Origin of the sequence: Sphaerisporangium sp. NPDC005288 (genome assembly GCF_040607475.1) — a bacterium.
GTDB classification, from domain to species: Bacteria; Actinomycetota; Actinomycetes; order Streptosporangiales; family Streptosporangiaceae; genus Sphaerisporangium; species Sphaerisporangium rhizosphaerae.
In genome coordinates this window covers 253,083-276,131 of record NZ_JBEXGT010000002.1, presented here as the reverse complement: position 1 = coordinate 276,131, position 23,049 = coordinate 253,083, and the positions used below count along the sequence as shown (strand labels likewise).

The following is a 23,049-nucleotide window of genomic DNA, read 5'->3' as shown; positions in this document are numbered from 1 at the left end:
CCGCCACCTGACCGCCCCGGACCTCGGCGATACCGCCCCTGACCGCCCCTGCCCTCAGCCATCCGGCCGGGTGACCTCCGTCCCGCCTGCCACGGCGGGCGGGGTTCGTCCGGGTCAGCCGCCGGCCGGGAGCCGGAGGGTGAAGACCGAGCCGGCGCCCGGCTCGCTCACGACGGTGGCCGAGCCGCCGTGCGCCTCGGCGAGCTTGCGGACGATGGCGAGGCCGAGCCCGCTGCCGCCGGTGCGCCGGTTGCGCGACCTGTCCGCGCGCCAGAACCGCTCGAACACCCGCGCGAGGTCCTCCGGCGCGATGCCGCACCCGGTGTCGGCGACCTCGATCACCACCTGCCCGTCCCCGCCGCGGGCGCGCAGGGCGACCGTTCCCCCGGCGGGGGTGTGCCGCAGCGCGTTGGACACCAGGTTGCCGACCGCCTGGCGCAGCCGCACCGGGTCGGCGACCAGCGCGGGCTCGCCGTCCACCTCGGCCGACAGCGTGACGCCCGCCGCCCTCGCCGTCTCCCGGTGCATGGTGGCCACCTGCTCCAGCAGTTCGGCCGGCTCGACGGGCTCCTTGTGCAGCGCCAGCTCGCCGGCGTCCGCCTCGGCGAGGTCGCGCAGGTCGTCGATGACGTGCTGGAGCAGCAGGGCCTCCTCCAGCAGCGAGGACACCAGCGCCCCGTCGGGGTCGGCGATGCCGTCCTGGGTCGCCTCCAGCCAGCCGCGGATGTTGCTCAGCGGGGTGCGCAGCTCGTGGGCGACGTCGCTGACCATCGCCGTGCGCAGTTCCTCCAGCCGCTCGCGCCGCTCGGACATGGCGTTGAAGGCCGCCGCGAGCGCGCCGATCTCGTCCCCGCCGGTCACCGCGACGCGGGCGGTGACGTCCCCCTCCTCCATGCGCCGCGCCGCGCCGGTCAGCGCGCGCAGCGGCCGGACGAGCCGGACGCCGGCCAGCGCGGTCACGGTCACGGTGGTCAGCAGCACCAGCGCGGCGACCCCGGCGATGCGCGTCTGGTTGGCCGGGGACAGATCGAAGATCGTCGAGGCGTCCGCGCCGCGGCTGCTGACGAACAGCAGGGCGGTCGGCGCCACGTACGGCGCGAGCTGCTCGCGGCGGCTCGCGGCGATGCACCCGGGCACGTACTCGCCCGACACCGGGGCGGCGCCCGCCTTCGACGCGGCGCGCGCGACCGCCGCCACCCGCGCGGGAGGGATCTGCGGGACGGGGCCGGGCAGCGGGGTCCAGGTGAAGTCCAGGCCCAGCCGCACCTCCGGCGCCCGGCGGCGGGCCAGGCAGGTGTTGACCAGCTTGGTGAGCCGGCCGAGCGCCGCGGCCTCGGTCGGAGTGGGCCTGTCCAGCGCCTGGCTGCCGCACCGCGTGCCGAGGCCGGGGCCGACGTCGTGGGTCTCCACGCGCGGGCGGCCGCTCGGCCCGTACACGATCTCCGCGGGGGCGCCGAACACCGTGCGCAGACAGCTCACCCGCTGCTCGGCCGCGGCGCGGAGCCGCCGCCGCTCCCCCGCGGGCAGCCGGAACGGGCCGACGGCGCGCGGGTCGATGCGGCCCGACGACGCGCCGGCGGCGAGGGCGGTGTCGGCGAGGGCGGTGTCGATGGCGAGCGGCTCGATGACGGCCGCCGGGCGGGCCGGCAGCGTGAGCGGGCCGCGGTCGGAGTCCAGGAGGGTCCTGCGGTCCTCGGTGGTCAGCGTGATCCGGCGTCCGATGCGCGCCGCCAGACGGCCCGCGGTCGGCCCGGCGCCGTCCCAGGAGGTGTGGCCGGCCGCGTAACCGAGCAGCGCGTCGTACACCCGCGCGTCATCGGCCAGCGCCTGGCCCTGCTCCTGCCTGATCGCGACGCTCGTGCTGCGGACGGTGAGCCAGGCGGTCGCCGCGATCGAGCACAGCGACACCAGCACCGAGACGGCCAGCAGCCGCACCAGCAGGCTCCGCCGCAACGGCACCTCACGCGCGGCCCGTCCCGCCTCCGGCGGCACCCGGCCGCCTCGCCGGATCACGCGGGGCGCCTCAGGCATCACCCGATGACCGCCCGCCCACCGCGGCCAGCTTGTAGCCGACCCCGTAGACGGTGACCAGCCGCACGGGCGCGCGCGGGTTCGGCTCGATCTTCTTGCGCAGGTTCATGACGTGCACGTCGACCGTGCGGGAGGTGATGTAGCGGTCGAACCCGTGCAGGTGGCCGAGGATCTGCTGCCGGGTGAACACCCGGTCCGGCTGGGACGCCATCAGCTCCAGCAGCTGGAACTCCCCGGGAGTGCACTCGACGGGCGCGCCGTCCACGCGCACCTCGTGGCGGGCCGGGTCCACGCTGAGCCCGCCCGCGCGCAGCGGCGCGGCCGGCGACGGCGCGGCGGCGGCCGCCGTCCGGGTGCGCCGCAGCAGCGTGCGGACCCGGGCCATCAGCTCGCGCGGGCTGTACGGCTTGGTCATGTAGTCGTCGGCGCCGAGATCCAGGCCGAGGAGCAGGTCGTCCTCGGTGGCGCGGGCGGTCAGCATCAGCACCGGCAGGTCGGACTCGGCGCGCAGCACGCGGCACACGTCGAGCCCGTCGACTCCTGGCATCATGACGTCCAGCACGAGCAGGTCGGGGGCACGGTCGCGGACGGCGTCCAGCGCGGCCCGGCCGTCGTGCACGGCGACGACCTCGTGGCCCTCGTGTTCGAGATAGCGGCGGACCAGCTCGGCCTGTTTGACGTCGTCCTCCGCGACCACGACATAAGCGCACATATCGCCGAGCTTAGGCGAGCGGGCCCACGCCCTTCCCCCGCTTCGTCACGGCCCTCCCGCAGCTCACAGGATGACCACCACCTGCTGACACCTTCCTGACATTCGGCCGGCGCCACCGGAAGCTGATCGGTCCCTGACAGGTTCCTCATATCCGGCGTGCAGGGTCTGCCCCATGAATCACACCGCTCCCACCCAGCTCCGCCGCCGCCCGGCGAGGCGCGGCGCGCTCGCCGCGACGGCGCTCGCCGGACTGTGCCTGGTGACCGCCGCCTGCGCGGACGCCTCCGCCGCCGCACGCGACCCCCGCCCCGCCCCGGTGGCGGCCTCCGCCGGCCCGGCCGCGGCCCCTGCCGCGTCCGCGCCGTCGAGCGCCGCGCCGCGCGCCGGGGACGCACACGGCGAGCGTCCCCAGCTCCGCCTCGACAGCACCACGGAGGAGGTGTACAGGTACCGCAAGGCGTACGCGGAGTGCCTGAAGGACAACGGGATGCCGCAGAGCACCGGCACGTACACCCCGGCCCAGGAGTCCGCCTACCAGGCCGCGCGCAAGGCGTGCCAGGACAAGGTCCCGCTGCTGCCGCCGGAGCTGGACCCCAAGCAGAACCCGCACTACGCGGCCTCCGTGCGCGTCCAGGTGAAGTGCATGCAGGAGTACGGCTTCAAGGTCCACCTGGTCCCGGCCCCCGCCTCCGACCCCAACGCGCTCGGCTGGACCTACGACGAGCTCCCCGGGGACGACGTGGACATCGACAAGATCCAGAACGAGTGCCGCGCGAAGGGCTTCGGCGGCGGCGCGGCCATCACCCCCGGCCCGGCGTGACCCCTCCGGCCACGTGACCCCTACGGCCGCGCGGCCGTTCAGGCCATGAGATCATTCCGGCCCGCGCGGCCGTTCAGGTCACGTGACCCGTTCCGGACGTGCGCCGCTTCCGGCAGCGTGACCCCGGCGCGCGGGCAGGCACCCGGCCCGCGCGCCGGCCATAGTGAGGGCCCCCAGGGGGGCGGGCCCCCAGGGGGCCTTCAGGAGGTGGCGCGGTCGAGGGCGGCGCCGACCAGGGCGCGGGCCTCGTCCTGGACCTCGGCCAGGTGCTCGGGGCCTTTGAAGGACTCGGCGTAGATCTTGTAGACGTCCTCCGTCCCCGACGGGCGGGCGGCGAACCAGGCGTCGGCCGTCGCGACCTTGATCCCGCCGAGGGCGGCCCCGTTGCCGGGGGCCGAGGTCTGCACGACGGTGACGGGGGCGCCGGCGAGCGTGTCCGCCGTGACGTCGCCGGCCGACAGCCGGGCGAGCACGGCCTTCTGCGCCCTGGTGGCGGGCGCGTCCACCCGCGCGTACGCCGGGTCGCCGAACCGGGCGGTCAGGTCGGCGTAGTGCTCGCTCGGGGACCGGCCGGTCACCGCGACGATCTCCGAGGCCAGCAGCGCCAGGATGATGCCGTCCTTGTCGGTGGTCCAGACCGAGCCGTCGCGCCGCAGGAAGGACGCGCCGGCGCTCTCCTCGCCGCCGAAGCCGAGCGAGCCGTCGAGCAGCCCGCCGACGAACCACTTGAAGCCGACCGGCACCTCGTACAGCTCACGGCCGAGGTCGGCCACCACGCGGTCGATCATGCCGCTGCTGACCATGGTCTTGCCGACCCGCGCGCCCGACGGCCATCCGGGACGGTGGGCCCACAGGTAGGAGATGGCGACGGCCAGGTAGTGGTTGGGGTTCATCAGCCCGCCGTCGGGGGTCACGATGCCGTGCCGGTCGGCGTCGGCGTCGTTGCCGGTCGACACCTGGAAGGCCGTCCGGCCGGCGATGAGCGAGGCCATCGCGTACGGCGACGAGCAGTCCATGCGGATCTTGCCGTCCCAGTCGAGCGTCATGAACCGCCAGGCCGGGTCGACCTCGGGGTTGACCACGGTGAGGTCGAGCCCGTGCCGATCGGCGATCTCGCCCCAGTACGCGACGCTGGCGCCGCCCAGCGGGTCGGCGCCGATGCGCACCGACGCGCCGCGGATCGCCTCGACGTCGATCACCGAGGGCAGGTCGTCGACGTACGCGCCGAGGAAGTCGTACCGCCCGGTGGTGTCGGCGGCCAGGGCCCGCGTGTAGGGGATCCTGCGGACCTCCTTCAGTCCGTCGGCGATCAGGGCGTTCGCCCGGTCCTGGATCCAGGAGGTGGCGTCGGTGTCGGCGGGGCCGCCGCTCGGCGGGTTGTACTTGTAGCCGCCGTCGGCGGGCGGGTTGTGGGACGGGGTGACCACCACGCCGTCGGCCAGGCCGGAGGTGCGGCCGCGGTTGTGGGTGAGGATGGCGTGCGACACCGCGGGCGTCGGGGTGTAGCCGTCCCGGTCGTCGATCAGGACGGTCACGCCGTTGGCGGCGAAGACCTCCAGGGCCGAGACCCGGGCGGGCTCGGAGAGCGCGTGGGTGTCGATGCCGAGGAAGAGCGGGCCGTCGGTGCCCTGTGCCGCGCGGTACTCGCAGATGGCCTGGCTGGTGGCCAGGATGTGCTCCTCGTTGAAGGCCGTGGCCAGTGAGGACCCGCGGTGACCCGAGGTGCCGAAGGAGACCCGCTGCTCCGCGCGGCCGGGGTCGGGGCGCAGGCTGTAGTACGCCGTCACGAGACGGGCCACGTCCACCAGGTCGGATGCCTGCGCCGGCTGCCCAGCGCGCTCGTGCACCATGAGAACTCCTCGTCTCACCGCTCTACGGTCAGGGGGGCACTACCCGCGCGAGATCCCGTTCATCCGGGAATCTCCGCTCATGGATGGCGCCTCGCGGCCGATGGTACTCAAGCGCCGCCCGGCGCCCCATCACCCGCCCGCGCCGCCGAGACGATCTTCATGGCCGCGTGGCCGGCCTCCTCGACGGCGGCGGGGATGTCGAGCACGGGATAGATCACGTGGTGCACCGTCCGGGCGCGGTCCACGACCAGGATCAGGCGCTTGAGGCGGAGGGTCTGCCCGGCGCGGAAGGTCGGCAGCCGCAGCGCCGCGGCGAACTGCGCGTCCATGTCCGACAGCAGCGGGAAGGTCAGCCCCTCGGCCCGCGCGAAGGCCTCCTGCTCGTCGGGGCGCTGGGTGCTGACGCCGTGGACGGCGACGCCCTCGGCGGCGAAGGCCGGCTGGACGTCGCGGAACAGCCGGTTCTCCAGCGTGCAGCCGACCGCGCCCGGCAGCGAGCCCCAGTAGGGCGGCAGCGGCGCGGGAACGCCGGTCGCCGGATAGGCGAACAGCACCGTGGCCGCGGCGTCCGCCACCACGTCCAGCGGCGCCGGGGACGCCTCACCTCCAGGCTTCCCGGACGCACCCGCCGGCACCGGGGACGTCTCACCGCCGGGCCTCCCGGACGCGCCCGCGGGCACCCGGGCGTCCGGCGGCGGGAGGGTGGCAGGGAGAGCGAGCGGGTCGGGGACGCGGGAGCCGAGCAAGCCGTGGACGCGGCCGGCCTCGGCGCTGTCGGGCTCGGCGGTGCCGGTGAGGGCGCCGTCGGCGAGCAGCCAGCGGTCGGCCCAGTCCTGCATCGAGATGAGCACCGGCGCGAGCGCCCGCCCGGTGCCGGTCAGGACGTACTCGTACCGCGCCGGGCCGCTCTGGTAGGGGCGCCGGTCGAGCACCTGGTGCTCGACGAGGTGCCGGAGCCGTTCGGTCAGCACCTTGCGCGAGATGCCGAGCTCGGCGAGCAGCTCCTCGAAGCGGTGGTGGCCCCGCGTCACCTCGCGGACGATCAGCAGGCTCCACCAGTCGCCGATCACCGCGGCGGCCTGCGCGATCGCGCACTGGAGATCGTGCCCGCGAGGTTCCCGTGCCATGCGGCCACTTTACGCCCTCAGCGGGTCTCTGATAGAAACTAATCAGTTTCTAAAGGAGACTTATATGCTCAGCCCCCCGGCACGCGTCCTCTGGGCGACCTTTCTCCGCACCTGGACGATCACCAGGCGCGCCTATCCGTGGTCGTACTTCATCGGCACGCTCATGCTCGGCGTGTTCACCGTCGGCCTCGCCCACCTCGGCCTCGCGGCCATCGGCGGCGGCCGGGTGGCCGGCGACTTCGCCGCCACGACCGGCTCGGCCGACTACCTCGGATACATCACCGTCGGCGCCGCGGCGTTCATGTTCACCACGCACGGCGTCCTGTGGGTGGCCAAGGCCCTCATCCAGGAGCAGCGCGAGGGGACGATGGGAGCGCTGCTGGTCGCGCCCGCCGCCCGCCTGCCCTACCTGCTCGGTTTCGCCGCGTTCGCCTTCACCGCCATCGTCCTGGAGGTGGCCGTCCTGCTCGCCTGCGCGCTGGCGCTCGGCGTGCGCCCGTCGGCGAGCGGCGCCGCGGGCGCCCTGACCGCGCTGCTCACCCTGGCCGTGGCGGTGTTCGGCATGTCCATGGTGCTGAGCGCCGCGATGATCGCCGCGGGCGAGGCGCACATCACGCAGAACACCGTGTTCTTCGCCATCGCCCTGCTGTCCGGCTTCACCTTCCCCCGTCAGGACCTGCCGGCGGCACTCCAGTGGCTCGGCGAGCCGGTGCCCACCACCGCGGCCATGGACGTCGTGCGCGGCGTCTTCACCAGCGGAACGGGCGCGCCGCCCGGCCGGCTCGCCGTCGCCCTCGCCCTCGGCTGCGCCTACGGCGTCGCCGGACTGCTGTGGCTGCCGCGCGCCGAACGGCGCGCGATGGAGAGGAGCTACTGAACCATGATCGAGACCGAGGACCTGCGCAAGGAGTTCCGCGCCGGCCGCGCCGGCATCGTGCGCCGCCGCTCCGGCCGCGCCGTCACCACCGCGGTGGACGGCCTGACCCTGGCGATCCCGCCGGGCCGGGTGACCGGCCTGCTCGGGCTGAACGGCGCGGGCAAGACCACCACCATCAAGATCATCGCCACACTGTTGCGCCAGACCTCCGGCACCGTGCGGGTGGACGGCCTCGACCCGCTCAGGGACCCGAACGCGGTGCGCCGCCGGATCAACCTCATCGCGGGCGGCGAGCGCATGGTCTACGCCCGGATGACCGGCCGGGAGAACCTGTGGTACTTCGGCCAGCTCTACGACGTGCCGCGCGGCGTGCTGCGTCCCCGCATCGACGAGCTGCTCGCCCTGGTCGGGCTGGACGCCGCCGCCGACACCGTGGTCGAACGCTATTCGCGCGGCATGGCCCAGCGGCTGTCCATCGCTCGCGGACTGATCAACGACCCCGCCTACCTGCTGCTGGACGAGCCGACCCTCGGCCTGGACGCGCCCATCGCCCGCGACCTGCGCCGCGTGGTCGCCCGGCTCGCCCGGGAGGGCAAAGGCGTGCTGCTCACCTCGCACTACCTGGCCGAGGTCGAGGAGCTGTGCCGGCACGTGTACGTCATCGGGGACGGCAGGCACCTGACGGAGGGCAGCCCCGCTGAGCTGACCGCGCGGACCGGCTGCCACCGCCGGGTGCGGGTCACCGTCGCCGGGCACTCCGCGCAGGTGGAGTCGGCCGTGGCCGCCTTCGCCGGGCGGCTCGGCGCCCGCGCCGACGTCGAGGTCGCCGAGAACGGCGACATGACCGTCTCGCTCAGCCATCCCGACGAGATCGCCGGCCCGTTGACCATGGCGATCGTGGACGCGGGCGGCACCCTGGCCGGGCTGGAGGTGGCCGAGCCCTCCCTGGAGGACGCCATCCTCACCCTCAACGACGAGGCCGGGCTGGTCACCGCATGAACGACCGCGAACCGCGCGAGAACCGGCGCGAACCGCGCGAGGAGCACCGCGAACCACGCGAGGCGCTGCCGCACTCCGCCCTGCGCCCGCACGAGGCCCTGCTGTACGGGCTGCGCCCGCCCGGCGACCCCGGACCCGCGCACGAGAGAGGCCACCCCGTGATCCGGGCGCCCCGCCGCCGGCAGAAGAGGATCACGGCGCACGAGCCCACGAGCCCCTCGGCGAAGACCCCCTCAGACGGGCACGCCACCCCCTCCAGGAGCACTACGGCCGACGGGCAGGCCGTCCATTCGGAGAGGATCTCCGCCGTGGCGGCGGCCCGGCACATGGGCAGGGTGTTCGCCGCCGAGGCGCTCAAGCAGCACCGCCGCGTCTTCGGCAGCAAGCTCGTGGTGTTCTCGATGCTGATCTGGCCGCTGATGCAGCTCGCGGCCACCTACTACACGGTGCGCCCGCTCGCGGCGACGCCCGGGATCGCCGAGCGCTGGCCGCTCGCCGCCGACCCCGGACGGCTGCTGGCGTTCCTGGCCACCGGCACGCTCGGGTTCGCCTTCTTCTTCTCTCTGGTGCAGTCGGCCTGGCACTTCTCCTTCGAACGGGTGACCGGCACGCTGGAGCTGCTGTTCCTGTCCCCCGCCAACCGCCTGGCCATCGTCGTGGCCAACGGCTTCGGCGCGCTGGTGCAGAACGTGTGGCTGTTCACCTGCTTCATGGTGGCGATGTTCACCGTGCTGGACGTGGTCCACGTCGCCCACCCGGCCATGTACGCCGTGGTCTTCCTCGCGCTGCTGGTGCCGGCCGTCGCCTGGGGGGCCTTCCTGAACTCCCTGCTCATCTTCTCCCGGGACTCGGCGTTCCTCTACACGCTGCTGGACGACCCGATGTGGTTCGCCGCCGGGGTGCGCCTGCCGCTGTTCGCGTTGCCGGGATGGGTGCGGGCGGCCGGCTCGGTGCTCCCGCTCACCGGCAGCCTGGTCGTCGTGCGAGGCGCCCTGCTCGACGGGCGCACTCTGGCCGGCCTGGCGCCCGACCTGCTGGCGCTCGGCGCGCTCTCGGCGCTGCTGGTGCTGGCCGCCGTCGTGGCGCTGCGTCTGGGCGAGGCCACCGCCCAGCGCACGGGACGCCTCAAACTATTCTGATCGCGGCCAGAGCGATCGGCGCCGTCCACCCCCACCGGCACCCTGGCCGCCGGCTCCGCCCACCACCCGCGACGCCCGGAGTGACCATGTACATCCCCCGGCATTTCGCCGCCCCCGGCCCCGCCGCCGTCGCCGAGTTGCTCGGGCGCGCCGGAGCCTCGGACCTGATCACCATGACCCCCGGCGGCATGGTCGCCACCCTCGTGCCGTTCGTGTTCGACCCCTCCGCCGGGGAGCACGGGGCTCTGCTCGGGCACCTGGCCCGCAACAACGAGCAGTGGCGGCACGCCGGCGGCGGCACCGAGGCGCTGGTGATCGTCCGGGGGCCCGACGCCTACGTGTCCCCGTCGTGGTACGCCGCCAAGCGCGAGCACGGCCGGGTGGTGCCCACCTGGAACTACGTGACGGCCCACGTCTACGGCCGGCTGGTCGCCCACGACGACCCCGCCTGGACCGGGGCGCTGGTCAGGCGCCTGACCGACGAGCACGAGTCGCGGCGCCCGGCGCCGTGGTCGGTGGACGACGCCCCCGATGCCTACATCCAGGGGCAACTGCGGGCCATCGTGGGGGTCGAGGTCGTCATCACCCGCATCGAGGCCAAGTGGAAACTCAACCAGAACCGCGGCCGGGACGACGTCGAGGGCGTGGTCGCCGGCCTGCTCGACGGCTCGGAGTCCGACCGCGCGACGGCCGGGGCCATGCGCGAGGCGGCCGCCATGCGCGAGGCGGAGACCACCCGGGAGGCGGCGGCTCTGCGCGAGGCGGCGGCCCAGGACTGACCCCTGCCCGGCCGCGTCAGGACACGTCAGGCCGTGCCCTGCTCCAGGTGGCGCTCCAGGGAGGCGACCTTGGAGGTCATGGCGTCGCTCACCCCTTGGCGCACGTCCGCCTTGAGCACCAGGCTCACCCTCGGCGCGACCTCGGCGACGGCCTCGACGGCGCGCCTGACGACGTCCATCACCTCTTCCCACTCGCCCTCGACGGTGGTGAACATCGCGTCGGTGCTGTTGGGCAGGCCACTCTCGCGGACGACGCGGACGGCCCGCGCCACAGGTTCGGCGACGCCCTCGCCCACGCCGAGGGGGGTCACCGAGAAGGCTACGATCATCTATCCATTGTCGAGGGCGACCAGCGGCGCCGGGTAGCCGGGTACCGGCCTGGGCAGCTTCCACGGCTCGTGGACCGCCTCCGCCGGCAGGCCGGCCAGCTCGGGGACGTACCGCCGGACGTACTCGCCGTCGGGGTCGAACTTCTTGGCCTGCCGGACGGGGTTGAGCACCCGGTTCGGCCGGGTGTCGTTGCCCGTGCCGGCCACCCACTGCCAGTTGCCCCAGTTGTCGGGGATGTCGGCGTCCAGGAGCAGGTCGGCGAAGTGCTCGCCGCCGATACGCCAGTGGACCTTCAGCCGCCGGGTCAGGTAGGAGCCGGTGATGAGCCGGGCGCGGTTGTGCATCCATCCCTCGGCCGCGAGCTGGCGCATTCCGGCGTCCACGATCGGCAGCCCGGTCCTGCCCTCGCGCCACGCCTGCGCGGCCTCCCCGTCATCGTTCCAGTCGACCTGGCGCTCGCGGTAGTCGCGCCGCGGCAGGTCGGGGAAGGCGAGCGCGACCTGGTAGTAGAAGTCGCGCCAGCAGATCTGCCGCACGAAGGCGTCGCCGCCGTGCCGGCCCTCCGCGCGCGCGGCGACCTCCGACGGCGACACGCACCCGAAGCGCAGGTAGGGGCTCAGCATCGAGGTCCGCTCGCGCGGCAGGTCGTCGTGGCCCTCGGCGTACCCGGCCAGGCCGTGCGCCAGCCAGTGCTCCAGCCGCCCGCGCCCGGCCGTCTCGCCGCCCGACAGCATGCCGTGCGGCGGGCCGGGAGGCGGCAGCTCCCCCGGCTCCACGCCCGGGGCCAGGCTCACCGCGTCCGGCGCCGGCAGGACGGGCCTGCGGGCGGCGCCCGACCAGGCCCGCCAGTACGGCGTGAACACGCGATAGTGGTCTCCGCCGGTGGGCTGGAGCGCGCCGGGCGGCACCACGGTGACGCCCGGGAACAGGCGCAGGAGCAGCCGGTGGGCGGCGCACGCCTCGGCCAGGCGGCGCTCGCGCCGGCGGGCGTAGGCGCTGACGTCGGCGGAGGTGAACACGGCCTCCGCCCCCAGCTCCGCGGCCAGCCGCATCGTCTCCTCCACCGGGTCGCCCCGGCGCACCACCAGGTCGCCGCCACGCGCGCGCAGCGACGCGCGCAGGTCCTGCAGCGCCTCGTTCAGGAACCTCTGGCGGCCGCGCGCCCGTATCGCCGGATCCTGCACGAACAGCGGCACCACCGACCGGGCCCGCGCGCAGGCCTCGGCCAGCGCCGGGTGGTCGTGCACACGAAGATCTCTGGTGAGCAGCATGATGACGGTCTCCACACCTGTGCCTTCGCGCGATCACCGCGGCCGGTTGCGTCCAGCGGCGCCCGTCATTGCGAAGTACCAGGCAAGGAGGGCGCCCCGCTGCCCCGCCCGCGGCGGGCGGTGAGGCGGGCGGACGGATGGACGACGAGAGCGGCCGGCGGGGCACCGAGAGCGAGCCGCCGGAAGAGGCGTCACCGGGCTTCGGCATCGGCGCGGTCGCCCGGCGTCTGGGCGTGCCGGCGCCCACCCTGCGCACCTGGAACCTGCGCTACGGCATCGGCCCGAGCCACCGCAGCCCCGGCGGGCACCGCCGCTACGACGCCGCCGACCTGGTGCGCCTTGAGGAGATGAGCCGGCTGGTCAAGGCGGGCGTCCCCCCGGCCGAGGCCGCACGGTCGGCGCTGCGGCACCCCGGCACGGCCGCGCCCCCCGAGGAGCGGGCCGCGCAGGCGCCGGGGCACCCCGGCACGGTCGTACCGGCCCAGGAACGGGCCGCGCAGGCGCCGCCGCGGGACACGGCGGTCCCGGGCGTGACCGCTCTGTCCCGCGCCGTGCTGAACCTGGACGACCACGCGGTCACCGCGTGCCTGCACGCCGCGCTGGACCGGCAGGGGGTCGTCTGGACCTGGGAGCGGCTGGTCCAGCCGGTGTTCGCGGCGATCACCCGGCGTCAGGAGAGATCGGGGGCCGGCATCGAGATCGAGCACCTGTTCTCCGAGCGGCTGCTGAGCGCGCTGATCCGGCGGTCCGCGCGGCCCGAGCGGCCGGTCCACCCCCGTCCCGTCCTGCTGGCCTGCGCGGAGGAGGAGCAGCACACTCTGCCGGTGCACGCGCTCGCCGCCGCGCTGACCACCGCCTACCGCCTGGAGACGCGCGTCCTCGGCGCCCGCACCCCCTACGCCGCGCTGGCCGAGGCGATGCGGCGCGTCGGGCCGCTGGCGGTGTTCGTCTGGTCCCAGGTCGGCACGACGGGCGACCCCGCGCCGCTGCGTTCCCTGCCGGCGCTGCGCCCGGCCAGCCGGATCTTCGTCGGCGGCCCCGGCTGGTGGGACGGCGGGCTGCCGCCGGGCGTCACCCGCGTCGCCTCGCTCCGCGAGGCGCAGGCGCGGATCCGCGCCGTCCTCGGCCCCTGACCCCGCCGTCCTGCGGTGCCTGGGCGCGCCGCCCTCGGTCCCTGACCGCGACACCTCTCCACCGCACCGGCTCCGGCTTTGCCCAGTCGTGGAACGCGCATGCCCGCTCTTGGTTGTGCGGGCGACGACGGGCACATTGAATAAGTTATGAATAGGTTTTCGACCGTGAGGTGGGTTGTCATGGCGGGCACGCTCGGCGTACGGCTGGCGCGAGGCGAAGAGGCCGCGCTGGCGGAGTGCTATCGCGCCCATGCCGGGCTGGTCGCCTCCTACCTGCGCAAATTCGTCCCCCCGCAGGACGTCGAGGACGTCCGGCAGGTGGTCTTCTCCGAGGTCTGGCGCTCGCGCCACCGGTACGACCCCGGCCGCAGCCTGGAGGCGTGGCTGCTCGGCATCGCCCGCAACCGCGCCATCGACCACCTGCGGGTCCGCACGCTCACGACCGTCCCCCTGGAGAGCGTGATCGAACCATCCGGCGGGGACGGCCGGGACATGGCCGACACGCTGGGCCGCCGCGACCAGTTGCGCAGGGCGCTCGCCGTGCTGCCCGGCCCGCAGCGCGAGGCCATCGAGCTGGCCTACTACGCCGACCTCACCCAGCGCGAGATCGCCGAACGGCTCGCCGTGCCCCTCGGCACCGTCAAGGCCCGCACGGCGCGCGGCCTGCGCCGCCTGTCGACGATCCTGTCCTCGGCCGCCGCCTGAACCGCCGGCCACCCCCTGACGAGCCGCCCGGCGCCGGGCGGGCTCCCCACGCCCGGCCGGGACGGCACGTCCCGCCCGGTCAGGCGGGACGGACGATGGCGACGGTGTGCGGCGGCAGGGACAGGCCCTCGTCGGCGAAGCCCACCTTGGGGTCGGAGGCCAGCAGGACGGCGCCGCTCGCGACGGGGACCGTGACCGGGGCGTCCCCCAGGTTGGCCGCCACGCGGTGCGCGCCGCGGTGGACCACGATCCAGCGGCCCTCCTCGCTCACCTCCACCGCCACCCGGTCCAGCCGGGGATCGGCCAGGTCGGGACACGACCTGCGCAGGGCGATCAGGTCGCGGTACCAGGCCAGCAACTCGGCGTGCGCCGGCGACGACGGCTCGTCCCAGTCGAGCTTGGAGCGGTGGAAGGTGGCCTCGTCCTGCGGGTCGGGCGCCTTGGACCCCCAGTCGTCGTAGCCGTGCCCGAGGAACTCCCGCTCTCTGCGCTCGCTCTCGCCCTGCGCCAGGTGCGGCTCGATGTGGTCGGTGAAGAACAGGAACGGCGTGCTCGCGCCCCACTCCTCGCCCATGAACAGCATCGGGGTGAACGGCGAGGTCAGCAGCAGGCCCGCGCCGACCTTGAGCGCCTCGGACGGCATCCGGTCGCCCATGGCCCGGTTGCCGATCTGGTCGTGGTTCTGCAGGCCGCACACGAACCGGTGCCCGGGGACGCGCAGGCGGTCAACGGGCCGGCCGTGGGTGCGCCCGCGGAAGGTGGAGTAGGTGCCGTCGTGCAGGTAGGCCGAGGTGAGCACCTTGGCCAGCACGTCCATGGGCCCGAAGTCGCAGTAGTACCCGTGGCGCTCGCCGGTCAGCGCGGAGTGCAGGGCGTGGTGCACGTCGTCGTCCCAGACCGCGGCCAGGCCGTACCCGCCCGCCTCGCGCGGGGTGACAAGGCGGGGGTCGTTCATGTCGGACTCGGCGATCAGCGTCAACGGCCGTCCGAGCGCGGCCGACAGCGCGTCCACCTCGGTCGCGAGCTCCTCCAGGAAGTGCACGGCCCGCTTGTCGTGGAAGGCGTGCACGGCGTCCAGGCGCAGGCCGTCCATGTGGTAGTCGCGCAGCCACTGCACCGCGTTGCCGATGAAGTACCGGCGCACCTCGTCCGACCACGCGCCGTCCAGGTTCACCGCCTGCCCCCAGAAGGAGGAGGCCGACTCGTGGAGGTAGGGGCCGAACTGGGCGAGGAAGTTGCCCGAGGGGCCGAGATGGTTGTAGACCACGTCCAGCAGCACGCCGAGGCCCGCCTGGTGACAGGCGTCCACCAAGCGCTTGAGACCGTCCGGCCCGCCGTACTCCTCGTGCACGGCGTACAGGTCCACCCCGTCGTAGCCCCAGTTGTGGCGCCCGGGAACGGGCGGGACGGGCAGCAGTTCGACGAAGTCGACGCCGAGCGCGACCAGGTGGTTCAGCCTGCCGATCGCCGCGTCGAAGGTGCCCTCGCGGGTGAAGGTGCCGACGTGCAGCTCGTAGATCACCGAACCGGGAAGCTGGCGCCCCCGCCAGGCCCGGTCGCCCCAGGCGTACCGGTCGTGCTCGTAGACGCGGCTCGGCCCGAAGACGCCGTACGGCTGGCGCCGGGTGCGCGGATCGGGGAACGCCTCGCCGCCGTCGACGCTGAAGGCGTAGTCGGTGCCGTGGCCCGCGCCCGGCACCTCCGCCGACCACCATCCGCCCTCGCCGCGGACCATCGGATGCCGTTCGGACCTGTCGATCTCCACCTCGACGCGGCCGGCCGTGGGCGCCCAGACCTCGAACATGTTCCTCCCCGTGGATTCGGCGCGGCCCCGCCGCATCGGCGGGGCTCGCCTGCTATTCCTTTTCCAGCAACGCCACGGGATAACGCCCCAGAAGGTGCGCGAATGGGATGCGGCCGGTGTGCCGGGCGCCGGTGAGCAGGTCGCGCCAGCGCCCCGGCGGCAGCGTGAGGGTGGCACCACCCCATCCGCCGCGGCGCGAAAGGCCGGCGGGCAGCCGGGTGGCCACCGCCACGGCTCGGTCACCACGGGCGAAGGCGATCGCGTGGTCGCGTCCCGGGCCGGACTCCCCGGTGGAGATCGGGACGTAGGGGGCCGCCACGTCGAGCCGCTTGCGCAGCCGCAGCGCCGAGGTGGTCACCAGGAACTTGGCGGCGTCCCAGCTACCGGTGTCCGGTGCCGCCGGCAGCGATCGCCGGTAGGCGAAGTCCACCGGCCGCCGGTTGTCCGGGTCGACCAGCGAGAAGTCGGTGGTCTCGCTGCCCTGGTACACGTCGGGGATGCCCGGCATCATCAGTTGCACGAGCTTCTGGCCCAGGGAGTTGACCCTGGCGTACCGGTCGACGCGCTCGGTGAAGGCCGCGACCGACGGCCCGCAGACGTCGATCGCCCGCGCCGCGAAGTCGCGCACGCCCTTCTCGTAGGCGGCGTCCGGGCTGATCCACGAGATGGAGGTCTTGGCCTCCCTGGCCGCCTTGTACAGGTAGTCGCTGAAGCGCTCCACGCTGATCGGCCAGGCCGCCATGAGGTTCTGCCAGGCGAAGTAGTCGAGCTTGGGGTCGAAGGACACCCGCTCGGACCAGCCGGCGACCGCCTCGGCCCACTCCTGATGCAGCTCCGACAGCACCGCGAGCCGCGCGCGGACGTCCTCCGAGCGCTTGGTGTCGTGGGTGGACAGCGTGGTCATCGTGTACGGCGCCATGCCGGCGCAGTAGGCGTGGAACTCCTCGGCCGGCACGCCGAACCGGTCGGGCTCGCCGCCGACCTCGTTGAGACAGGCCAGCGGGTACCAGCGGTACAGGGCGGTGTCCTCCACCCCCTTGGCCATGACCGGGCCGCAGGTCTGCTGGAAGCGGGTCACCGTCTCGGCGGGGCCGGACAGGACCAGCTCGACGGCGCGCTCGACGGCGGCCGGGTCGGCGTGCCGGGCCGCGCGCGCCCCCGCCTCGCGCAGCAGCCGGACGGTCTCGGCGGGCGGCCGCTCGCCGGGCACCGCGTAGGCGCGGTACACGGGCATGGCGGCCAGCAGCTCGACCATCGCCTCGCGCAGCTCGGGGTGCTCCCGGGTCAGCCGCTCGACCTCCCCGGTGAAGAACTGGGCCAGCACCTGCTTCTTGGCCTCGTAGCGCACCGTCTCGTAGTCGCGGGGGAAGGCGGTGTGCCGGACGAACAGCTCCACCAGCGGCTCGGCGCCCGCCGGGTCGACGAACAGCCGGGTCACCATGTTGAGCGCGTCGTACCCCGTGGTGCCGTCGCACGCCCAGTCGTCCGGCAGCCGCTCGTCGTCGATCAGGATCTTCTCGGCGACCGTCCACACCGGGGCCAGCTCGCGCAGCCGGGCGAGATAGCCGCGCGGGTCGGCCAGCCCGTCGGGATGGTCCACCCGCAGCCCGCTGATCACGCCCTCGGCGACCAGCGACAGGATCACCTCGTGCGTCGCCTCGAACACCTCCGGGTCCTCGACCCGCAGGCCGATGAGCGAGGACACGTCGAAGAACCGCCGGTAGCCGGGCGGCCGCCGCCACGGCACCAGCCGGTAGTGCTGGTCGGCCAGGCGCCCGCCGCTGCCCGGCCGCACCGGGAACAGGTGGTCGTAGTAACGCAGAACGTCGCCGTCGGCCACCACCTCGGCCTCCAGGTCGGTCTCGTCGCCCAGCACGGGCATGGCGACCTTGCCGCCGCCGCCCTGCCAGTCGATGTCGAACCACCGCGCCGACCCGGCCCGCGACCCGTGCGCCAGCACGTCCCAGAGCCGGGCGTTGCCCGACTCGGGGACGGGCACCGTCATGTGGTTCGGCACGATGTCCACGACCAGGGGCAGGCCCGCCGCCGCCAGGCTCCGCAGCCCCTCCACCCCGCCGAACTCCGCCCTGACCCGCGTGTGGTCGGTCACGTCGTACCCGTGCTCGGACGAGGGCACCGCCTGCAGGATCGGCGAGAGGTACAGGTGGCTCACGCCCAGCTCGGTCAGATAGCCGACCAGGGCCTTCGCCTCCCCGAACCCGAAGCGGGGGGTGAGCTGGAGCCGGTAGGTCGCCGTGGGCTTGGCCGGTTCGGTCACGTCGTGTTCCTTCGCGGGTGTCTCGTCGGGCATGCCGGAGCGGGCGCGGCGTGGTCAGGCGCGGCGCAGGACCCGCACCGATCGGCCTTCCACCGGCACCTCCTCCTTGGCGCGGTAGAGCTTGGTGTCGATGGCGATCGGCACCGCGGTGTCGATCTCCGGGACCCAGGCGTCGCCGAAGTCCTTGGGGATCGTGAACTGGATGGTCTCGTGGTGGGCGTTGAACATCAGCAGGAAGGAGTCGTCCACGACCCGCCGGCCGCGCCGGTCGGGCTCGGTGATGGCCTCCCCGTTGAGGAACACGCACAGCGAGCGGGCGTAGCCGTTGTGCCAGTCGGCGTCGGCCATCTCGCCGCCGCCGGGGGTGAGCCAGGCGATGTCGCTCAGGTCGTCGCCCGACCCGCGGACCGCGCGGCCGAAGAAGAAGCGCCTGCGCCGGAACACCGGGTGGTCGCGCCGCAGCCGTGCCAGCCGCTGGGTGAACTCCAGCAGCAGCCAGTTCTCCTTGATGTCGGACCAGTCGACCCAGCTGATCTCGTTGTCCTGGCAGTAGGCGTTGTTGTTGCCCTGCTGGCTGCGGCCCAGCTCGTCGCCGTGGGAGAGCATCGGCACGCCCTGCGACAGGAACAGCGTGGTGAGGAAGTTGCGCTTCTGCTGTTCGCGCAGCGCCTCCACGGCCACGCCCGCGGCGCCCTCCTCGCCGCAGTTCCACGACCGGTTGTCGTCGGTGCCGTCGCGGTTGCCCTCGCCGTTGGCCTCGTTGTGCTTGTGGTTGTAGGACACCAGGTCCTGCAGCGTGAAGCCGTCGTGGCAGGTGACGAAGTTGATGGACGCCGCGGGGCGCCGGCTGTCGTCCTGGTAGAGGTCGCTGGAGCCGGTGAGCCGCGAGGCGAACTCCGGGAGCGCGGCCGGCTCGCCGCGCCACATGTCGCGGATCGTGTCGCGGTAGCGGCCGTTCCACTCGGTCCAGCGGGGCGGGAAGTTGCCCACCTGGTAACCGCCCGGCCCGACGTCCCACGGCTCGGCGATCAGCTTCACCTGGCTGAGCACCGGGTCCTGCTGGACCAGGTCGAAGAAGGCCGACAGCCGGTCGACCTCGTGCAGCTCCCGGGCCAGCGTCGATGCGAGGTCGAAGCGGAAGCCGTCGACGTGCATCTCGATGACCCAGTAGCGCAGCGAGTCCATGATCATCTGCAGCGTGTGCGGCGAGCGCATGAGCAGGCTGTTGCCGGTGCCGGTGGTGTCCATGTAGTAGCGCTGGTCGTCGTCGACGAGCCGGTAGTAGGCCTCGTTGTCGATGCCGCGCATGCTGAGCGTCGGCCCGAGGTGGTTGCCCTCGGCCGTGTGGTTGTAGACGACGTCGAGGATGACCTCGATGTTCGCCTCGTGCAGGGCCTTGACCATGGCCTTGAACTCCAGCACCTGCCCGCCCCGCTCGCCGGAGCTGGAGTAGGCGTTGTGCGGGGCGAAGAAGCCGATGGTGTTGTAGCCCCAGTAGTTGGTCAGCCCGCGCTGCTGAAGGGTGTCGTCGGTGACGAACTGGTGCACCGGCATCAGCTCGACGGCGGTCACCCCGAGCCCCGTCAGATGGTCGATGATCTCCGGGTGCCCGAGCGCGGCGTAGGTGCCCCTGATGCGCTCGGGGATGCGGGGATGCTGGATCGTCAGGCCGCGGACGTGCGCCTCGTAGATCACCGTGTCGTGGTACGGCGTCGCGGGCGGCCGGTCGTGGCCCCACCCGAAGAACGGGTTGACCACGATGGACTTCGGCACGAACGGCGCCGAGTCGGTGTCCTCGCGGCTGTCGGGGTCGCCGAAGCGGTAGCCGTAGACGGCCTGGTCCCACTTCACGCCCCCCTCGATCGCCTTGGCGTAGGGGTCGAGCAGCAGCTTGCTCGGATTGCAGCGCTGGCCGCGCGCCGGATCGTAGGGCCCGTGGACGCGGTAGCCGTAGCGCTGGCCCGGGCCGATGCCGGGCAGGTATCCGTGCCACACGAAACCCTCGCACTCGGTGAGGGGTACGCGCTCCTCCTTGTTGTCCTCGTCGAAGAGGCAGAGCTCCACACGCTCGCCCACCTCGGTGTAGAGCGCGAAGTTCGTGCCCGCGCCGTCGTATGTAGCCCCGAGCGGATAGGGGTCGCCGGGCCAAATCTCGATCATGTCACCACCCGGATAGGGATTTGCCCCATGTTCTCCTGACCATGCCGACCAGCGCAGCTCAGTGCGCCAGATCACTTCTCGCAGGAGGACATCGTGCGCTGTATGAATGTGACCTGCTGTCCGCGACACCGCGCCGACCCTGTCACCCGTGCGATCCGCGCAGTCCGTGCCAGGCTACTTGACCCGCAGGTCGAGGCCGTCGGGGACACTCGGGCGGTAACAGGGCGGTCACACGACTCGGTCACGGCTGGGGACCTGCCGCAGGCGCGGCACATTAAACAACCCTGACCACAGGAACACCTGGAGTCGGCCGCCGCGGGGCCCATGCGGGCGGCGATCCGGCCGGACTGGACGGCGACCCGGCGGGCCGGCGGCGCGGTCCGGAGCGGCGTCAGGCCCCCGGCACGGTCGCGCCGTACCGGGTCAGGCGCTCTTCCTGGCGGCCGGAGGCGGCTCGAAGAAGTTGAGCAGCCCTTCCCCCTTGCAGGTGCGGCACGGACGGCCGCTCTCCCCCCTGCCGTTCCCCCCGCAGGTGCAGCACACGACCACCCGGTCGAACCGGGGGTCGCGGTAGGTGTGGCGCGTCCGGCGCCGGACGATCGCCCATCCCTGCACCCACGCGAAGCCGTCGATCTCAGCGAAGAAGGCGTCGCTGAGCTCCCAGTTACGGGCGAGGGCGTGTTCGCGTATGTGGGTCCACAGGGTGGTGGCGATCCCGGCGGGGCTCACATTCATAGGGATCGGTCCTCTCGCGGTGGTCGGGAGCCGGTCGATGCCCCCACCACCGGACCCGGCCTCAACGCACCCCCGGGAACGCCACCCGTCCGCCGCCCGCCTCGCGGCCCGGCCCTCCCCCTCCCGCAGGGGACGGCCACCCCGCGAGGAGGCGGCTCTTAGGGAGTGACGTCCTCTCTGTAGGGGCTAACCTTACGTTTACCCGGGTTGATGCCAAGAGCAACCGCCATTGGCAATTGCCACAGGAAAGTATCTCCGGCGAACACCTTGCTGCCCATAGGGCATGAGTAGTGTGCGCCCTAACAGTACGGAGGAGACTCGGCATCAGCGGTGACCGCGCATCCGAGAAGGCGATCACCGCGCCGAGGCGAGGTGAGCAGGTCATGGCCGGGATCAATCCGTCGCTCCGACACCATGAGGTCGCCACCCGGCTGCGCGCGCTGCGGATGGACGCCGGTCTCACCATGAAAGAGGCGGCGCAGAGACTCGAGTGCTCGGTGGCCAAGATCAGCCGTCTGGAGACCGCCGCGCGCGGCGTCATCCCGCGGGACGTGCGCGATCTGTGCGCCATCTACGGCGCCGACCCGGCCGAGGCGGCCGTCCTGATAGCGATGGCCCGCGAGGCGCGCGCGTCGGAGTGGTGGGAGGAATACCCCGACGAGAAATTCCGCGCCTACATCGGCCACGAGGCGGACGCCGTCGCGATCTTCTCTTACGACACCGGCATATTTCCCGGCATCGTGCAGACGTCCGGCTACGCCCGCGCCATCATCAAGGGAGTGGCGGGCAGAATAAGCGCCGAAACCCTGGCCAAGCGCGTCGAGTTGCGGATGCGCCGGCAGGACATCCTGCACAAGAAAGACCCGCCGCGCCTGCACATCATCGTCGACGAGTCGGCCCTCCACCGCCGGGTCGGCGACGAGAGGGTAATGTACGAACAATTGTCGCACCTGCTGGAGCTCTCGGGGCGCCACCGCATGTCGTTGCAGGTCATCCCGTTCAGCGCGGGCTCCCACAAAGGGCTGAACGAGACCTTCACGCTGCTCGAGATGGCCGACCCCATTCCCGACGTCATATATCAAGAAGTCGGCGGGCGAATCGAGTACTTCCGTAAAGAGAAGGAACTGCAGGCCTACCGCGACCTCATCGGCCATCTGCGCGCCGTGGGTCTCGGGCAGGGCGCCTCCCGCGCGCTCATCGAGGAAGTCTCGCAGAAATACAGATCCTGATCAAGAGGGGTGAACGGACGCCTCGATGATCTTCTGGTGGCATAATGCCGGATATGGACATCCCTCCTGGGTGATCCTGTCACTTCGACGACCATCAGGGGAATTCATGAGGCTCTCATCATCCTCGTATGATAACGACGTGCGATGGCGCTCCGCCAGCCGGTGCAACGCCGAGCATTGTGTCGAGGTCGCCGCCACCGGCGGTCACATAGCGGTCCGCGACTCGAAGGATCCCGACAGTCCGGTGCTCGTCTACACCGAGGACGAGTGGCTGGCCTTCATCGACGGCGCCAAGAAAGGCGAGTTCGACCTGCGGAGTCTCTCCGAATAGCAAAGAGACGGTTTGGGACCGAGGCCAGGGGCGGGTCGGCACAAGCCCGCCTCCGGCTTTCCCGGACCAGCGCCCATTGTCCGGCCCCCGCCTTTATGGCACCCGCTCGATATCGTCACCACGACGAAATAGGATATCGTCATCGCGACGAATTCCGGACGCCGTCGCCGGCTCCGGTCGTTCCCCCCGAGCCGGCCCGGCCCGCACCCCGTCGAGGGTTTGCGCGACGGTGGCCGGGTAGCCGACCGGCTCCGAGCCGGTGACACTCCCCCCGGAGGACCCTGAGATGGGTGGATTCAAGAAGTTCCTGATGCGCGGCAACCTGGTCGAGCTGGCCGTGGCGGTGGTCGTCGGAGCCACTTTCAGCGGCCTGGTGCAGGCGCTGGTGGCCGACCTGATCACGCCGCTGATCGGCGCGGTGACCGGCGGGCGCAACCCCGACTTCTCCAAGTACTCCTTCACCCTCAACGGGGCGCAGTTCAAGTACGGGGATTTCGTCAACCACCTGCTCACCTTCCTGATCATCGCCGCGGTGATCTACTGGCTCGTGGTGATGCCGATGACCCGGCTGATCTCCTACCTCGACCGGGACAAGGCGAGCACCGAGAAGAAGTGCCCCGAGTGCCTGAGCGACATCCCCGTCGAGGCGCGCCGCTGCGCCTTCTGCACCGCCGAGCTCGTCACCGTCCCGGCCGACGACCGCCCGCCGGCGTGAGACCCGCCGGAGTGGTCCCATCGG

The 23,049-nt window shown here is 72.8% G+C and carries 20 protein-coding genes; 10 read left to right on the top strand and 10 right to left on the bottom strand.

All coding sequences use genetic code 11. The features are described from left to right. Window positions 1-114: 114 nt before the first annotated feature. On the bottom strand, window positions 115-2,013 hold the full coding sequence (locus tag ABZU32_RS03130) for a HAMP domain-containing sensor histidine kinase (protein ID WP_354916392.1): 1,899 nt from the start codon (window positions 2,011-2,013) through the stop codon (window positions 115-117). A gap of 10 nt (window positions 2,014-2,023) precedes the next feature. Continuing rightward, window positions 2,024-2,743, bottom strand: a complete 720-nt coding sequence (locus ABZU32_RS03125; RefSeq protein WP_354916389.1) for a response regulator transcription factor — start codon at window positions 2,741-2,743, stop codon at window positions 2,024-2,026. 172 nt (window positions 2,744-2,915) lie between these two features. On the opposite strand from ABZU32_RS03125, the gene ABZU32_RS03120 reads away from it, so the two are divergent. Beyond that, window positions 2,916-3,563 carry a hypothetical protein gene (locus ABZU32_RS03120; RefSeq protein ID WP_354916386.1) on the top strand — a complete coding sequence of 216 codons (648 nt, stop codon included), beginning with the start codon at window positions 2,916-2,918 and terminating at the stop codon, window positions 3,561-3,563. A gap of 200 nt (window positions 3,564-3,763) precedes the next feature. Here the strand turns inward: ABZU32_RS03120 and pgm are convergent, their stop codons facing one another. Together pgm and ABZU32_RS03110 are read right to left on the bottom strand one after the other, a co-directional pair. Beyond that, on the bottom strand, window positions 3,764-5,413 hold the full coding sequence (gene pgm, locus ABZU32_RS03115; RefSeq protein WP_354916383.1) for a phosphoglucomutase (alpha-D-glucose-1,6-bisphosphate-dependent): 1,650 nt from the start codon (window positions 5,411-5,413) through the stop codon (window positions 3,764-3,766). Window positions 5,414-5,520: 107 nt separating this feature from the next. Further along, on the bottom strand, window positions 5,521-6,540 hold the full coding sequence (locus ABZU32_RS03110; protein ID WP_354916380.1) for a winged helix-turn-helix transcriptional regulator: 1,020 nt from the start codon (window positions 6,538-6,540) through the stop codon (window positions 5,521-5,523). Between the two features lie 64 nt (window positions 6,541-6,604). On the opposite strand from ABZU32_RS03110, the gene ABZU32_RS03105 reads away from it, so the two are divergent. The 4 genes from ABZU32_RS03105 to ABZU32_RS03090 all read left to right on the top strand — a co-directional run bounded on the left by ABZU32_RS03105 (window position 6,605) and on the right by ABZU32_RS03090 (window position 10,334). Further along, on the top strand, window positions 6,605-7,417 hold the full coding sequence (locus ABZU32_RS03105; RefSeq protein ID WP_354916378.1) for an ABC transporter permease: 813 nt from the start codon (window positions 6,605-6,607) through the stop codon (window positions 7,415-7,417). Between the two features lie 3 nt (window positions 7,418-7,420). Beyond that, entirely contained in the window at window positions 7,421-8,416 is a 996-nt protein-coding gene (locus ABZU32_RS03100; protein WP_354916375.1) for an ABC transporter ATP-binding protein, read from the top strand. Continuing rightward, window positions 8,413-9,555, top strand: coding sequence for an ABC transporter permease (locus tag ABZU32_RS03095; protein ID WP_354916371.1), 1,143 nt, complete (start codon window positions 8,413-8,415; stop codon window positions 9,553-9,555). Before ABZU32_RS03100 ends, ABZU32_RS03095 begins: the two co-directional genes overlap by 4 nt. 86 nt (window positions 9,556-9,641) lie before the next feature. Further along, window positions 9,642-10,334, top strand: a complete 693-nt coding sequence (locus ABZU32_RS03090) for an FMN-binding negative transcriptional regulator (protein WP_354916368.1) — start codon at window positions 9,642-9,644, stop codon at window positions 10,332-10,334. 26 nt (window positions 10,335-10,360) lie between these two features. Here the strand turns inward: ABZU32_RS03090 and ABZU32_RS03085 are convergent, their stop codons facing one another. Together ABZU32_RS03085 and ABZU32_RS03080 are read right to left on the bottom strand one after the other, a co-directional pair. Next, window positions 10,361-10,663, bottom strand: coding sequence for an MTH1187 family thiamine-binding protein (locus ABZU32_RS03085; RefSeq protein WP_354841681.1), 303 nt, complete (start codon window positions 10,661-10,663; stop codon window positions 10,361-10,363). Then, window positions 10,664-11,950, bottom strand: a complete 1,287-nt coding sequence (locus ABZU32_RS03080; protein WP_354916365.1) for a deoxyribodipyrimidine photo-lyase — start codon at window positions 11,948-11,950, stop codon at window positions 10,664-10,666. It lies immediately after the preceding gene. A gap of 122 nt (window positions 11,951-12,072) precedes the next feature. On the opposite strand from ABZU32_RS03080, the gene ABZU32_RS03075 reads away from it, so the two are divergent. Next, window positions 12,073-13,068 carry a MerR family transcriptional regulator gene (locus tag ABZU32_RS03075; RefSeq protein ID WP_354916362.1) on the top strand — a complete coding sequence of 332 codons (996 nt, stop codon included), beginning with the start codon at window positions 12,073-12,075 and terminating at the stop codon, window positions 13,066-13,068. Between the two features lie 165 nt (window positions 13,069-13,233). Then, window positions 13,234-13,773 (top strand): sigma-70 family RNA polymerase sigma factor, encoded by a 540-nt coding sequence (locus ABZU32_RS03070; RefSeq protein ID WP_354916359.1) that lies wholly within the window; start codon window positions 13,234-13,236, stop codon window positions 13,771-13,773. A 79-nt stretch (window positions 13,774-13,852) separates the two neighbouring features. Here the strand turns inward: ABZU32_RS03070 and treZ are convergent, their stop codons facing one another. From treZ to ABZU32_RS03050, 4 genes are all read right to left on the bottom strand, one after another. Continuing rightward, entirely contained in the window at window positions 13,853-15,577 is a 1,725-nt protein-coding gene (gene treZ / locus ABZU32_RS03065) for a malto-oligosyltrehalose trehalohydrolase (RefSeq protein WP_354916356.1), read from the bottom strand. Between the two features lie 52 nt (window positions 15,578-15,629). Beyond that, a complete protein-coding gene (gene treY, locus ABZU32_RS03060; RefSeq protein ID WP_354916353.1) occupies window positions 15,630-17,855 on the bottom strand; it encodes a malto-oligosyltrehalose synthase in 2,226 nt (741 codons plus the stop codon). A 54-nt stretch (window positions 17,856-17,909) separates the two neighbouring features. Next, on the bottom strand, window positions 17,910-20,015 hold the full coding sequence (gene glgX / locus ABZU32_RS03055; RefSeq protein WP_354916350.1) for a glycogen debranching protein GlgX: 2,106 nt from the start codon (window positions 20,013-20,015) through the stop codon (window positions 17,910-17,912). Between the two features lie 423 nt (window positions 20,016-20,438). Further along, window positions 20,439-20,750: a hypothetical protein gene (locus ABZU32_RS03050; RefSeq protein WP_354916347.1), complete on the bottom strand. Its 312-nt coding sequence runs from the start codon at window positions 20,748-20,750 to the stop codon at window positions 20,439-20,441. Window positions 20,751-21,133: 383 nt separating this feature from the next. Between ABZU32_RS03050 and ABZU32_RS03045 the strand changes: the two genes are divergently transcribed. The 3 genes from ABZU32_RS03045 to mscL all read left to right on the top strand — a co-directional run bounded on the left by ABZU32_RS03045 (window position 21,134) and on the right by mscL (window position 23,025). After that, window positions 21,134-21,979, top strand: coding sequence for a helix-turn-helix transcriptional regulator (locus ABZU32_RS03045; protein WP_354916344.1), 846 nt, complete (start codon window positions 21,134-21,136; stop codon window positions 21,977-21,979). 139 nt (window positions 21,980-22,118) lie between these two features. Further along, window positions 22,119-22,310 carry a DUF397 domain-containing protein gene (locus ABZU32_RS03040; RefSeq protein WP_354916342.1) on the top strand — a complete coding sequence of 64 codons (192 nt, stop codon included), beginning with the start codon at window positions 22,119-22,121 and terminating at the stop codon, window positions 22,308-22,310. A gap of 286 nt (window positions 22,311-22,596) precedes the next feature. Beyond that, window positions 22,597-23,025: a large conductance mechanosensitive channel protein MscL gene (mscL, locus tag ABZU32_RS03035; protein ID WP_354841649.1), complete on the top strand. Its 429-nt coding sequence runs from the start codon at window positions 22,597-22,599 to the stop codon at window positions 23,023-23,025. Window positions 23,026-23,049 lie beyond the last annotated feature (24 nt).